Raw genomic sequence first — 12,763 nt, 5'->3', positions numbered from 1 at the left:
TTCAGACCATTCCCTTGCCGGCGTCGGAGCCCTGCCGGGCCTGGCGGGCGCGCAGCGCCAGGATGGATGCGAGCGCCACGCCGATGACCAGGAACGACACGCCGGTGGTGACGGTCCCGAGCGCGTAGATCTCGGGCGTCGTCACCGTGGTGGTCAAGGCCTGGAGCTCCAGGGGCAGCGTGTTCTTCTCGCCCACGGACTGCGAGGAGCGGGCGATCTCGTCCCAGGACAGCGTGAACCCGAACAGCCCCACGCCGACCAGCGAAGGCAGGATGATGGGCAGGATGACGAAGCGGAAGGTCTGCCAGGGCGTGGCGCCGAGGTCGCGCGCGGCCTCCTCGTAGCGGGAATCGAAGCGGTTGAAGATCGCGAACATGATCAGCAGGCCGAAGGGGAGCGTCCAGGTGAGATGCGCGCCCAGGGCCGAGGTGAAGAGCCCCATCATGGTGCCGTAGCCCTCCGCCAGCCAGGGCGGCGCGACCGCCTTCACGGCGTCGTCAAGCAGGCGGAACTGCAGGGCGATGCCGAGCGAGGTCACGATCGAGGGCACGATCAGGCTGGCGACGGTGACGTAGAAGAGCATGTTCTGGCCCACGAACCTCTTGCGGAAGGCGAGCCCCGCCAGCACCGAGAGCACGACGGTGAGCGCCATCACGACGAGGCCGAGCTGCAGCGACCGGACGAAGGCCGACTTGATGTCGACGATGCCGCCGCCGCTCCACAAACGCTCGAACCAGTGCAGGGAAAGGCCGTTCAGCGGAAAGGTGAGGCCGCCCGACGGGCCCTGGAAGCTCAGGACCACGATGGCGATCATCGGCCCGTAGAGGAACAGCACGAAGGCGGCGAAGAACGCCGCCAGCCAGTAGAACGACGCCGGCCTGCCTTCACGCATCTCAGAGTTCCTTGCGGATGTCGACGAAGCGGTTCAGGGCCGTGATGATCAGGAGCGTGATCGCCAGCAGGATCACCGCATTGGCGGCGGCCGGAGGGAATTGCAGCGCGTTGAGGCGCGTCTCGATGATCTTGCCGGCCGAGGCGATCTGCTGGCCGCCCATCACGCCCACGGTGACGAAGTCGCCCATCACGATGGTGATCACGAAGATGGAGCCGATGACGATGCCGGGCTTGGCCAGCGGGATGACGACGTTCCACAATGTCTGCCAGCCGGTGGCGCCGGCGTCATAGGCCGCCTCGAGCAGGCGCTTGTCGATGCGCGCCATGCTGTTGAAGATCGGGATCACCATGAAGAAGGTGAACAGGTGCACGAAGGCCAGCACCACCGCGAAATCCGAGTAGAGCAGCCATTCCAGCGGCTGCCGGATCACCCCCATGCTCATCAGGGTCTGGTTGACGAGCCCGTTGCGGCCGAGCAGCGGGATCCACGAGATCATGCGGATGACGTTGGAGGTCCAGAACGGGATCGTGCAGATCACCGCCAGCGTCATCTGGACGGTGACGGACTGGACGTGGAAGGCCAGGAAATAGGCGATCGTGAAGCCGATCAGGAGCGTCAGCAGCCAGACCAGGAAGCAGAACTTCACGGTCGACAGGTAGGTCTTCAGGATCGTGCAGAGCCCCGGCAGCTCGTCCCAGCACCCCTCGAAGGTCTCCACATAGCTGCGCGCCGTGAAGGACGGGATGATGGCGTAGTCGTTGTAGTCCCAGAAGCTCACCATCACCACGAAGGCAAGCGGGATGACGAAGAACAGCGCGAAGACGAGCCCGAACGGCGCGGCCTGCGCCCAGGCGGGGAGAGCGAAAGGTTGGTCCTTTTTCGCCATCGGGCGAGCGGGCTCCGGTGAGGTCCCTTCGTCCCAAAACGGGGAGAAGGTGGCGCGCAGCGCCGGATGAGGGGCTTCGCGAGGCTTGAACGTCTTCACCCCAGCCCTCTCCCCGTCGCCGGGGAGAGGGTGGCGCATTCAGTCCAGACCGGTCATCAGGCGGCGATGAACTCGTTCCACTTGCGGACCATGTAGTCGTTCTCGTCCATGACGGCGTTCCAGCAGGCGACGTTGCCCATGCGGTCGTCGTAGGAGCCGCCGTCGCGCTTGGCGCCGGCCTTCTCGAGCAGCGAGCCGTCCGGGGCCTTGATGTCGCTCTGGGCCGCCTTGCCTTCCATCCAGTAGCCCCACTCGTCGGCCGTCATGTTGGCCTTCGCGGTGGAGAGGACGGCCGAGTAGTAGCCCTGGCGGTTGAGATAGGCGCCGGCCCAGCCCGACAGGAACCAGTTGACGAACTCGTAGGCCCACTCCGCCTTCTTGCCGGTGACGCCCTTCGACAGGCAGAAGCCCGACGCCCAGGAGCGGTAGCCTTCCTTGAGCGGCTGGAACACGCAGGGAATGCCCTTCGAGCGCACCGCCGTGACGGCCGGCGACCACATGGACTGGATGACGGTCTCGCCCGAGGCCATGAGGTTGACCGACTCGTTGAAGTCCTTCCAGAAGGCGCGGAACTGGCCGGCCTTCTTGGCCTCCGTCAGCACCTTCATGGTGAGGTCGATCTCCTTCTTCGTCATGTTCCCCTTGTCGGGGTACTTGTAGAGGCCGGACGCCTCCACCACCATCGCGGCGTCCATGATGCCGATCGACGGGATGTTGAGGATGGAGGCCTTGCCCTTGAACTCGGGGTTGAGCAGCTCCTTCCAGCTCTCGATCGGGCGCTTGATCAGGTCCGGGCGGATGCCGAGGGTATCGGCGTTGTAGACGGTCGGGATCAGGGTGACCCACTCGGTCACGCCCTTGGCGAACTTGGTGGAGTTCGCGCCTTCCACGAACATCACCTTCTTGGGCGCGGTGCCCTGGTCGCCGATCTTCTTGCCGTTGGGCAGCTCGCCCTTGGTGAAGACCGGGGTGATGTTGTTGAATTCCTTGATCTTCTTGGCGTCCATGCCGAGGATGTTGCCCGACGGCACGAGCTTCTTCAGGCTGAAATACTCCGTGTCGAGGACGTCGAAGGAGTTCGGCTGCGTCACGACGCGCTTGGTGACGTCGTCGGTGGTCGCCGAGATGTATTCCAGCGTGATGCCGGTGTCCTTGAGCAATTGCTTGTTGATGTCGTCGGACTGGTTCACGGCGGTGCCGAGATAGCGCAGCACCTTCTTCTCCTGCGACCAGACCGCCGGGAACCCGGTGATCGCGCCCGCGCCGGCGGCGGCGCCGGCCGCAGCTCCGGCGCCCTTCAGCACCGTGCGGCGGGACAGGGCGGCAGCCTCGTCCTTCAGGTAATCCGTCATGCCCCACTCCTCCAGTAAACGGTGGCCTTTCAGGCCACGGGTGAAATTCGGTGAACGTCGGCGGCCGTCCAGGTGACCGCGACGCGGTCCCCCGGCGCCAGCGGCGCAGCGTCGAAAGCGGCTTCGCTGATCTGCGCGGCGAGTTCGCGCGCCTCGCCGGTCTCCAGTCCGACCTGGACGTAGGAGCCCTGGTACTCGACGTCGCGAACGACGGCCTCGACGCCGAGCCCGGCGGATGGGCCGGCGGCCCCCGCGGCCGGCTTCAGCGAGAGCCTGTCGGCGCGGACCGCGATGAGCCCGTCCGGCGCCGCGATGATGTTGTGGCCGCCCATGAAGCGGGCGACGAATTCCGTTCTGGGGGCGTTGAAGACCTCGCGCGGCGCGCCCGCCTGCTCGATCCGGCCCTGGTTCATCACCACCACCACGTCGGCCAGCGCCATGGCCTCGTCCTGGCCGTGCGTGACATGCACGAAGGTGATGCCCAGCTCCTTTTGCAGGCGCTTCAGCTCGGCGCGCATCTTGATGCGCAGGAACGGGTCGAGCGCCGAGAGCGGCTCGTCCAGCAGCAGGATCTGCGGCTCCGTGATCAGCGCGCGGGCGAGGGCGACGCGCTGCTGCTGGCCGCCCGAGAGCTGCGCCGGAAGCCGGTCGGCGTAGGGCGTCATGGCGACGAGTTCGAGCGTCTCCATGGCGCGGGCGCGCCTGACGGCCTTGTCGACGCCGCGCATCTTCAGCGAGAAGGCGACATTGTCGACGCAGCTGAGATGCGGGAACAGGGCGTAGCTCTGGAACATCATCGCGGTGCCGCGGCGGGCGGGCGGCAGGTCGGTGACGTTGGCGGGGCCGAGCAGGATGTCGCCTTCGGTCACGGCCTCGTGGCCGGCGATCATCCGCAGCGTGGAGGACTTGCCGCAGCCGGACGGTCCGAGCAGACAGCAATAGGCGCCGGCCTCGACCCTCAGGTCGATGGCGTCCACGGCTGTGGCTTGACCATACCGCTTCGTGACCTTGACGAGTTCGAGGGTCGAGCCCTTCACGCGTTTGCTCCTGTGCAGCGCATCCAGCGTTACAAGGGGCGTGCCAAGCGCGTCCCGACCCGAAATTTCGCGAGCGGCCGGGCATGTGGGCCGTCCCGGGCGGGTCCTTTCCGGATCCGGGCCGGCGGCGGAGCGAGGCGGGCGCCTAAATGAAGAGCATTGGATACGAAATTGTAGCAGGATCGTATACGAAACAGGCGCCGTGATCCATGGCTCTCGTGGCATGATCGCTTGATCAGAGTCGCCGGGGGCTGGCGTGGACATCTCGTTCCAGACGGACGCGCCGAGGGAGCGCAAGGACGCCGCCGCGGCGGGCGATCGCGCATCCGCCATCGTCCGCAGCATCGAAGCCGCGATCGTGGGGCAGCGCCTGCCGCCTGGCGCCAAGCTGCCCGAGGACGAGCTCGGCGCCGCGTTCGGGGTCAGCCGTACGATCGTGCGCGCCGCGCTGCGCATGCTGGCGCAGGACAGGGTGGTCACCCTGGCGCCCAACCGGGGAGCCTTCGTGTCCTCCCCCACGGTGGAGGAGGCGCGGCAGGTCTTCCACGCGCGGCGGGTCGTCGAGGACGCGCTCGTGCGCGAGGCGGCCGCGCGCTGCGACGAGGCGGACCTGGACCGGCTGCGGTCGCACCTGGACGCCGAAAGAGACGCGCTGCGGCGCGGGGACCGGTCTGCCGCGATCGGCCTGTCGGGAGAGTTTCACCTCCTGGTCGGCTCGATCTCGGGACAGAAGGTCCTGGTCACGTTCCTGCGCGAGCTGATCTCGCGATCGGCGCTCGTGATCGCCCTGTTCGGGACGACCCGCGAGTCCTCCTGCGGGTCGCATGACCACGCCGAGGTGGTCGAGGCGCTGGCGCGCCGGGACGGCGAGGCGGCCGCCGCCATCATGGCCGATCACCTGCGCCACATCGAACACGACGTGGAGCTCTCCGGCGAACCCCGGCCCAGCGTGCGGCTGGCCGACGTGCTCGCCGATCTGCGGCGCTGAGCGGGGCGGTCGTAGCCGCCGCCCCGTCGGCGCCTCCGGCTAGGCGTGGCGGGCCGCGACTCCGCCCCGCTTGACGACGGCTTCGGCGGGCTTGCCGGAGAGTTCGGCCAGATGGTCGAGACTGGTCGTGAAGGCCCCGACCCCGGACGTCGCCGACCGCAGCTCGATGATGAGGTCGCCCATCTCGGACTCGGGCAACTGGGCCTTGAGGATGTCCCAACCGTCCCAGCCCGGCCGCGAGTCGTAGCCCAGGATCTGCCCTCGCCGCCCGGTCACGATGGCGGTGGCCTTCGACATGGCCTCCGTGGGGATCGCGATCTCGACGGCGTGGATCGGCTCCAGCAGCACCGGGTTGCACTTGGGCAGCGCATCCGCCATGGCCAACCGGGCGGCGGCCCGGAACGCCATGTCGGACGAATCCACGGTGTGATACGACCCGTCCGTGAGGGTGACGCGCAGGTCGACGACCGGGAAACCGAGGCCGCCGGAGTCGAGCGCCTCCCGCACGCCATGCTCCACCGAGGGGATGTATTGGCGCGGCACCACGCCGCCCGTGATGCGGTCCACGAACTCGAAGCCCGCGCCGCGCGGCAGGGGCTCGACCTCGATCACCACGTCCCCGAACTGGCCGTGGCCGCCGGTCTGCTTCTTGTGGCGGCCGCGCACCGTGGCCTTGCTCCGGATGGTCTCGCGATAGCCGATGACGGGCTCGCGGCGGTCCACCGTCACGCCGTAGCGGTTGGCGAGCCGCTCCAGCGCGACCTTCAGGTGCACCTCGCCCTGTCCGCTCATGCGCAGTTCGCCGGCCTCCTGGGTGTGCTTCACGATGAGGGCGGGGTCCTCCTCGGTGAGCTTGGCCAGGGCGGCGTTAAGGCGCACGTCGTCCTTGCGGTCGCGGGTCGCGATCGCGATGGTGTAGACCGGCTCCGGCGGGGCGACGGAAGCCACCGCCCGGGGGGGCGTCTTGCCGACGCCGAAGCTGTCGCCCGTCGCGATGCCGTCCAGTCGGGCGAAGGCGAGGACGTCGCCGGTCTCCGCTTCCGCCTCGCGGCCCATGGAGGCGCCGGTCAGGCGCTGCACCCCGGCCACCCTGGCCTCGGCGCCGTGCGAGCCGATGACGACGTCGCCCTCCTTGACCTTGCCGCGCAGCACGCGCGACACCGAGAGCTTGCCGCCATGGGCGGTGTGGATGGTCTTCATCACATGCGCCAGAGGCGGGCCGTCCTCGGCGACGCCGAGCCGCGCCCGTACGGCGGCGACGCCGGGCGCCTCGTGGCGGATCGCCTTCAAGAGGCGGGTGACGCCGTTGCCCCGGTCGGCCGAGCCGAACAGCACCGGCGTCGCGTGGCCCTCGCGCAGCTCCTTGCGCAGGTCGTCGAAGACCTGGTCGCGCGGCGGCTCGATCTCCTCGATGAGCTCCTCCATGAGGGCGTCGTCATAGTCGGCGAGCCGCTCGAGCATCGAGTAGCGGGCCTCGCGCTCCGCTCCGACCTCCTCGGCCGGGATCTCCACCACCTCGCTGGCGGCGTGCTCGCGGTAGACGAAGGCGCGCTCGAGAGCCAGGTCGATGAAGCCGACCGCGATGCCGTTCTTCCAGATCGGAATCTGGCGCAGCAGGAGAGGCGTGCGGGAGGCCGGCTGCAGCAGCGACAGCGTCTCGTGCACGCGCCGGGTGGCGGCGTCGATCTTGTTGATGAACAGGAAGCGGGGAATCCCGGCCTCCTCGAGGTCTCGCAGGATCACCTGCAGGGCGGGCAACTTCCGCTCGTCCTGCTCGCACACCACGATGGCGGCGTCGCAGGCCGGCGTCACGGCGCGCATCTCGTGCAGGAACTCGATGGAGCCGGGGCAGTCGATGAAAGTCATGCGCTCGCCCAGGAAGCCCACGCTCGCGATATTGGGCTCCACGCCGTGCGCATGGGCGCGCGCCTCCGCGCCGCTGTCGCCGACGGCCGAGCCGTCCGCCACCTTGCCGGCGCGCGCCACCGCGCCCGTGCGTTCCAGGATGGCTTCGAGCAGCGTCGTCTTGCCGCTCTGGAAGGGGCCCACGATGGCGATGCATCGTGGCCCCGAGGATCCTCTTCCGGCGCCTTGCTCCGAACCTGACATGGCCTGACCTCCCTGTGCGGGAGCGGCTTGGCCGAGGGTTCACGGCCAACCGTCCCTCTGACAATTCGGCCTTCTCAACGGGGCGATGCTCGACCTCTCGGGCAGGGGATGCAAGCGGAAAGCAGGTCAGTGAAACTGCCCGATCGCAGGCGGCGGGTCAGCGCCAGGCGGTCAGCCGGCGCTCGATGAAGCCCAGCAGGCCCGAAACCAGCAGCCCCAGGACCGACAGGACGACGACGCCCCCAAGCAGCCGGTCGGATTGCATGAGATTGCCGGACGCCAGCACCATGGCGCCGATGCCGCGATTGGCGCCGATCATTTCCGCCGCGACCAGCAGGACGATGGAGATGGACGCCGCGATGCGCAGGCCCGACAGAATGCCCGGCATGGCGCCGGGCAGCACGATCTTGCCGATGATCGCGAGGGGCGACAGCCCGAAGGCCCGTCCCATGCGGACCAGCGATCGGTCCACCCCGTCGACGGCCCCATAGGTCGCCACGACGGTGGGGAAGAACGACCCGAAGCCGATCGTGGCGAGCTTGGAGCCTTCGCCGATCCCGAACCACAGGATGAACAGCGGCAGGAGCGCGATCTTTGGGATCGGGAACAGCGCCGACACCACCGCGATGCCGGGCGAGCGCACGATGGAGAACAAGCCCACCGCGAGCCCGAACAGCACGCCGGCCGTGGCCCCGAGCGCGAAGCCGCCGCCGAGGCGCTGCAGCGACGCGGCGAGATGGCCGGCGAGTTCGCCGGAGCGCGCCATGGCGGCGAGCGCCGCGAAGACCTCGCGCGGGCTCGGCGCCAGGACGGGATCGAGCCAGCCGGCGCTCGACGCCAGCTGCCAGAGCCCGATCAGCGCCACGAGCGAGAGCGCGCCGGCGATCCGCCTCGTCTTGGGCAGGAAGAGGTCGCCGCGAAAGGCGACGTCGCGCGGGGGCGGGGCTGCGGCGCGCTCGGTCATGGCGCCAGCTCGCGGTCGGCCGCCTCGGCGTCGGCGCGGATGAGCGCCCAAAGGTCCTTCGCCTGCGCGGCCAGCATGGGATCGCCCGCCGCACGCTCGGCCCGGGGGCGGGCGATGTCGACGACGGCCCGGATCGTCCCCGGCCGACGCGACAGCACCAGGATGCGGTCGGCCAATCTCACCGCCTCGTCGAGATTGTGGGTGACGTAGACGGTGGAGAGCGCGCCCTCGTCGTGCAGCCGCACGAGATCGTCCATCAGGAGCTCCCGCGTCTGGCCGTCGAGGGCCGAGAGCGGCTCGTCCATCAGCAGGATCGCGGGCTGGACGGCCAACGCCCTGGCGATGCCGACGCGCTGCTTCATGCCGCCCGAGAGCTGCTTCGGCCAGGCCTTGGCGAAATCCGTGAGGCCCGTGCGCTGGAGCGCGTCCCGCACGCGCTCGTCCCGCTCGGCCGCGTCGAGGCCGCGGCCTTCGAGCGGCAGGCGGACATTGCCGGCCACGCTGCGCCAGGGCAGCAGGGCGAAGTCCTGGAACACATAGGTGATGGGATTCAGCGATCCCGCCGGCGGCGCGCCCTCCGCCGTGATCCGGCCGGCGTCGGGCGCCTCCAGCCCGCCCAGGATGCGCAGCAAGGTCGACTTGCCGCAGCCCGACGGGCCGACGACGGCCACGACCTCGCCCTCCCCGACGGACAGGGAAACGTTCTCCAGCACGGCCAAGGGGCCGTAACGGTGCGTGATGCCGTGCGCGGCGAGCTGCATGATGTCCGGACGGATCGGCCGCCTAAGGGGCGTTGAGGTGGCCCTTGATGAAGGAGAGGTCCAGCATGGACTTGGCGTCGACCGCCTGATCGACCAGACCCTGCTGCTTGTACCACTCGACCTGCCGCAGCAGGTCCGCCACGTCGAGGCGGGCCTGGGGATCGACGTAGAAGGCGGAGGCCCTGACCTTCGGGACGGCGGTTTCGGCCGGCTCGCCCGGATAGACGGACTTGGCGATGAGGGCGGCTGCCTCGTCGGCGCCCGGGCCGGCGACCACGGCGCCCGACGCGTCCTTCTGCAGGAAAGCGGCGTAGTAGTCGGCGGCGCCCTTCTGGTAGGCGCGCACGAACTTCTCCACCAGGGCGCGCTTGTTGGCCACCGTCTTCGATCCGGCGAAGAGGCCGCCGAACTGGTACTCGTCGAAGTCCGAGTAGCGGCCCAGGAGCTTGGCGTCGCCGGACGCGATCAGCGCCTTGGCGAGGTGCGGGGCGATGATGATCCCGTCCACCTGGCTCGATTTCAGCGCCGCCATCATGTTGGGCAGCGACTGCAGGGGCTTCATGTCCACCTTGGCGAGATCGAAGCCCTTGAGGCGCGCGAGCTGCCCGATCTGGTAGTGGAAGGACGATCCCACCTGCGAGATCCCGAGGGTCTTGCCGGCGAACTGGGCGATGTCGGTGAAGCCCTTCTCGGCCGCGCCCTTGGACGCCAGCACGAGATTGCCCTCATAGCCCTTGGCCTCCTTGGCCTGGGCGGCGATGATCTTCAGCGCGCCCTTGCCGGCGAGATTGAAGAATCCGCCCGTGAAGGCCGTGACGCCGAAATCGACGTCGCCCGACACGACCGCGAGCGCGATGGGCTGGGCGGCCTCGAAGAATTTGAGCTCGACGTCGAGGCCCTCGGCCTTGAAGTACCCCTTCTCGACGGCCAGGAAGAGGCCGCCCGACGAGACGAAGCGCAGCACGCCGACGGACGCCTTCTCCTGCGCGCGGGACGGCGCGGCGAAGGCGAGCGCCCCGGCGGCGGCGATCAGGATGGCCGCGAACAGCCGGGTGCGGTACATGGGCGCCATGGGTCTCCTCCGTCAGGCCGTCTGGGCGGCCGTGGCGGCGGGATGCTAGAGGGTTTTCCGACCCGATCCAATCGGATCGGAAGCCCCGATGGCGAAAGCTGTCGTTTTCAGGCCGATTCAGCGCGCCGGGGTGAGCTCCAGCGCCGAGACGCCCAGCGCCAGGTTCAGGCCCGTCTGGGCGCCGACCGAGATCGGCTGCAGGCCGATCGTGTTGTTGTTGCCGCCGACCAGGACGTTGGCGCTCAGGCCCGCTCCGGCGGTCGCTTCGGCGGACCCGCCCGCATAGCCGCCGGCCAGGGCGCCGCGCTGCCAGGCGTTGGTGGGCGCGAAGACGGTCCACACCAGCACGCCGCGATTGGTGGCGCCGATGTCGAGGCCGAAGCGGCGGATCGTGCCCAGATAGGTCTCGGGAGGACCGCGGCGGCTCGGCGTGAAGCGGCACGACATCGTCTTGCTGGACGTGATGATCAGCCCGAGGCTGCCCGAAACGTTGCAGCGCAGCGTTCCGACCTTCACGCCGCCGCCCTGGGCCTGTGCGCTGGCGGGGGTCGCCGCGGCGCCGAGGCCAGCCGCGACCGCGGCCGAGAGGGCGGCGATGCGAAGAGTGGTGCGGAGGGTCATGGGGCGTCTCCCGGTTTGTTGCGCCGCGTGAAGGGCGGCTGACAACAAACGAAGAGCCGGAAGGTTCGGCTCAAGGCGGGATATGCCCTGGGATGCGGGCTAGTTCGGCTTCGATCCCGCCAAGGCGCGATAGACCGAGACCACCTGGCTGTCGTCCTTGAGGCCTAGGCCCTGCGCCGAGGCGGAGACGAAGAGCTGGTGGGCGAGGGCGGCCAGCGGGGTCGGGGTCTTGGAGGCCCGGCCGGCGTCCAGGACGATGCCGAGATCCTTGACGAAGATGTCGACCGCGCTGGTGACGCGCGGTTCGTCCTCCAGCATCCGCGGGCCGCGATCCTTCAGCATCCAGCTGGAGGCGGCCGAGCCGCCCAGGATCTCCAGCACGATCGCGCCGTCGATGCCGGCCTTCTCGGCCAGCGCCATGGCCTCGGCCGCCACCGCGATATGGACGCCGCACATGAGCTGGTTGACGGTCTTGACCGTCGCGCCCTGGCCGGGCTCCAGCCCGACATGGAAGATCTTGTCGCCCAGCGCCTCCAGCACCGGCTTCGCCGCGTCGAAGACGTCCTGCGGGGCGGCGGCCATGATGGTGAGGGTTCCGGCCGTCGCTCCCACCACGCCGCCCGACACCGGGGCGTCGACGAAGCGCCGGCCCGTGGCGGCCACCCGCGCGGCGATCGCGCTCGCGGCGGCGGGAGGGCACGTCGCCATCAGGATCACGGTAGCCTGCGGGCCCAGCGCGTCCAGCGCGCCGGCCTCAAACAGCACGCTCTCGGCCTGCGCGGCGTTGACCACCATCAGGACGAGCGCGTCGGCGCCGTCCGCCGCCTCCCGGGCGGAGGCGGCCGCGGCGCCGCCCGCCTTCTCCAGCGCCTGCAGGGCTTCGGCCCGCATGTCGAAGCCGCGCACCCGGAACTGTCGGCGCACGAGGTTCTGCGCCATGGGCAGCCCCATGGCGCCAAGGCCGACGAAACCCACGATCATGGGATCACTCCTTCACGGCGCCGGTCATGGCCGAGACATAGTGCTCGACGAAGAACGAATAGAGGATCACCAGCGGCAGCGACCCGACGAGGGCTCCGGCCATCAGCGATCCCCACCGGTAGATGTCGCCGTCCACGAATTCGCTCACGATCGCCACCGGCACGGTCTTGTTCGTGGTCGAGGACAGGAAGGTGAGGGCGTAGATGAACTCGTTCCAGCACAGCGTCAGCGAGAAGATCCCGGCCGAGATCAGGCCCGGCACCGCCAGCGGCAGGATGATCTTGGTGAGGATCTGCCAGCGCGACGCGCCGTCGATCAGGGCGCACTCCTCCAGCTCGTACGGGATGGTCTTGAAGTAGCCCATCAGCAGCCAGGTGGAGAACGGGATGAGGATCGTCGGATAGCACAGGACGAGCGCCATCGGGCTGTCGAACAGGCCATAGGTCTGGATGATCGTGGCCAGCGGGATGAACAGGATCGAGGGCGGCACCAGATAGGCCAGGAAGATCGCTGCGCCGACCCATTGGGCGTAGCGGTAGCGGATGCGCACGATGGCGTAGGCCGCCATGACGCTGGCGATGAGCGACAGGAACGTCGCCAGCACCGACACATACATCGTGTTCCAGAGCCAGAGGGGGTAGTTGCTCTCGAACAGCAGCTTGTTGATGTGCTTCAGGGTCGGCGAGACGACGAAGAAGGGGTTGTACTTCTCCATGTCGATGAGCTGCTCGTCCGGCTTGATGGCCGTCAGGACCATCCAGTAGAACGGGAAGATCAGCACGATCATGATCAGGAGCAGCGGCAGGTAGACCGTGACCAGCTTGCGCTGGGTGGTCTCCAGATAGGTCATGCCCTCGCGGTCGTCGGTCAGCGCGGCGCGGGTGGCGACGTTCACGGCTGTCTCAGTCATGGCCGCCTCCATTGGTGTTTTCTGAAGCGCCGGAATGAACCCTCCCTCCCCCTTGTGGGGAGGGGGACGGATAAAGCCGCGCGCGTTG

12 protein-coding genes are annotated in these 12,763 nt (G+C 68.8%); 1 reads left to right on the top strand and 11 read right to left on the bottom strand.

The window, feature by feature from the left end; translation table 11 throughout:
- Position 1 precedes the first annotated feature (1 nt).
- The 4 genes from ABEG18_RS20635 to ABEG18_RS20620 form a co-directional block, all read right to left on the bottom strand.
- On the bottom strand, positions 2–892 hold the full coding sequence (locus ABEG18_RS20635) for an ABC transporter permease (protein ID WP_406854925.1): 891 nt from the start codon (positions 890–892) through the stop codon (positions 2–4).
- Between the two features lies 1 nt (position 893).
- Positions 894–1,781 (bottom strand): ABC transporter permease, encoded by an 888-nt coding sequence (locus ABEG18_RS20630; protein ID WP_406854924.1) that lies wholly within the window; start codon positions 1,779–1,781, stop codon positions 894–896.
- A gap of 155 nt (positions 1,782–1,936) precedes the next feature.
- The gene (locus tag ABEG18_RS20625) at positions 1,937–3,232 is read right to left on the bottom strand and encodes a PotD/PotF family extracellular solute-binding protein (protein WP_406854923.1); all 1,296 of its coding nucleotides are present in this window, start codon (positions 3,230–3,232) and stop codon (positions 1,937–1,939) included.
- A gap of 29 nt (positions 3,233–3,261) precedes the next feature.
- Positions 3,262–4,269 carry an ABC transporter ATP-binding protein gene (locus ABEG18_RS20620; protein WP_406854922.1) on the bottom strand — a complete coding sequence of 336 codons (1,008 nt, stop codon included), beginning with the start codon at positions 4,267–4,269 and terminating at the stop codon, positions 3,262–3,264.
- 256 nt (positions 4,270–4,525) lie between these two features.
- On the opposite strand from ABEG18_RS20620, the gene ABEG18_RS20615 reads away from it, so the two are divergent.
- Positions 4,526–5,257, top strand: coding sequence for a GntR family transcriptional regulator (locus ABEG18_RS20615; RefSeq protein ID WP_406854921.1), 732 nt, complete (start codon positions 4,526–4,528; stop codon positions 5,255–5,257).
- A 39-nt stretch (positions 5,258–5,296) separates the two neighbouring features.
- On the opposite strand, the gene ABEG18_RS20610 is transcribed toward ABEG18_RS20615, so the two are convergent.
- The 7 genes from ABEG18_RS20610 to ABEG18_RS20580 form a co-directional block, all read right to left on the bottom strand.
- The gene (locus tag ABEG18_RS20610) at positions 5,297–7,366 is read right to left on the bottom strand and encodes an elongation factor G (protein ID WP_406854920.1); all 2,070 of its coding nucleotides are present in this window, start codon (positions 7,364–7,366) and stop codon (positions 5,297–5,299) included.
- Positions 7,367–7,523: 157 nt separating this feature from the next.
- Positions 7,524–8,330 carry an ABC transporter permease gene (locus ABEG18_RS20605; protein ID WP_406854919.1) on the bottom strand — a complete coding sequence of 269 codons (807 nt, stop codon included), beginning with the start codon at positions 8,328–8,330 and terminating at the stop codon, positions 7,524–7,526.
- Positions 8,327–9,091: an ABC transporter ATP-binding protein gene (locus tag ABEG18_RS20600; protein WP_406854918.1), complete on the bottom strand. Its 765-nt coding sequence runs from the start codon at positions 9,089–9,091 to the stop codon at positions 8,327–8,329. Before ABEG18_RS20600 ends, ABEG18_RS20605 begins: the two co-directional genes overlap by 4 nt.
- Before the next feature lie 22 nt (positions 9,092–9,113).
- Positions 9,114–10,163 carry an ABC transporter substrate-binding protein gene (locus ABEG18_RS20595; RefSeq protein WP_406854917.1) on the bottom strand — a complete coding sequence of 350 codons (1,050 nt, stop codon included), beginning with the start codon at positions 10,161–10,163 and terminating at the stop codon, positions 9,114–9,116.
- A 117-nt stretch (positions 10,164–10,280) separates the two neighbouring features.
- A complete protein-coding gene (locus ABEG18_RS20590) occupies positions 10,281–10,784 on the bottom strand; it encodes a DUF992 domain-containing protein (protein WP_406854916.1) in 504 nt (167 codons plus the stop codon).
- A 99-nt stretch (positions 10,785–10,883) separates the two neighbouring features.
- Entirely contained in the window at positions 10,884–11,765 is an 882-nt protein-coding gene (locus ABEG18_RS20585; RefSeq protein ID WP_406854915.1) for an NAD(P)-dependent oxidoreductase, read from the bottom strand.
- A 4-nt stretch (positions 11,766–11,769) separates the two neighbouring features.
- Complete coding sequence (locus ABEG18_RS20580; protein WP_406854913.1) at positions 11,770–12,675, bottom strand: carbohydrate ABC transporter permease; 906 nt, start codon at positions 12,673–12,675, stop codon at positions 11,770–11,772.
- Positions 12,676–12,763: the final 88 nt, after the last annotated feature.

The sequence above is a fragment of the Alsobacter sp. KACC 23698 genome (genome assembly GCF_045348435.1).
In the GTDB taxonomy this organism is placed as follows: Bacteria; Pseudomonadota; Alphaproteobacteria; order Rhizobiales; family Beijerinckiaceae; genus Alsobacter.
Note: the sequence above shows the minus strand (reverse complement) of the source record. Positions and strands in the feature narration are given on the sequence as shown.

Excerpts from the sequence above, each read along its gene's own strand:
- ABEG18_RS20625 (WP_406854923.1), bottom strand. The coding sequence starts at position 3,232 with ATGACGGATTACCTGAAGGACGAGGCTGCCGCCCTGTCCCGCCGCACG.
- ABEG18_RS20635 (WP_406854925.1), bottom strand. The coding sequence starts at position 892 with ATGCGTGAAGGCAGGCCGGCGTCGTTCTACTGGCTGGCGGCGTTCTTC.
- ABEG18_RS20630 (WP_406854924.1), bottom strand. The coding sequence starts at position 1,781 with ATGGCGAAAAAGGACCAACCTTTCGCTCTCCCCGCCTGGGCGCAGGCC.
- ABEG18_RS20600 (WP_406854918.1), bottom strand. The coding sequence starts at position 9,091 with ATGCAGCTCGCCGCGCACGGCATCACGCACCGTTACGGCCCCTTGGCC.
- ABEG18_RS20590 (WP_406854916.1), bottom strand. The coding sequence starts at position 10,784 with ATGACCCTCCGCACCACTCTTCGCATCGCCGCCCTCTCGGCCGCGGTC.
- ABEG18_RS20585 (WP_406854915.1), bottom strand. The coding sequence starts at position 11,765 with ATGATCGTGGGTTTCGTCGGCCTTGGCGCCATGGGGCTGCCCATGGCG.
- ABEG18_RS20610 (WP_406854920.1), bottom strand. The coding sequence starts at position 7,366 with ATGTCAGGTTCGGAGCAAGGCGCCGGAAGAGGATCCTCGGGGCCACGA.
- ABEG18_RS20580 (WP_406854913.1), bottom strand. The coding sequence starts at position 12,675 with ATGACTGAGACAGCCGTGAACGTCGCCACCCGCGCCGCGCTGACCGAC.
- ABEG18_RS20605 (WP_406854919.1), bottom strand. The coding sequence starts at position 8,330 with ATGACCGAGCGCGCCGCAGCCCCGCCCCCGCGCGACGTCGCCTTTCGC.
- ABEG18_RS20595 (WP_406854917.1), bottom strand. The coding sequence starts at position 10,163 with ATGGCGCCCATGTACCGCACCCGGCTGTTCGCGGCCATCCTGATCGCC.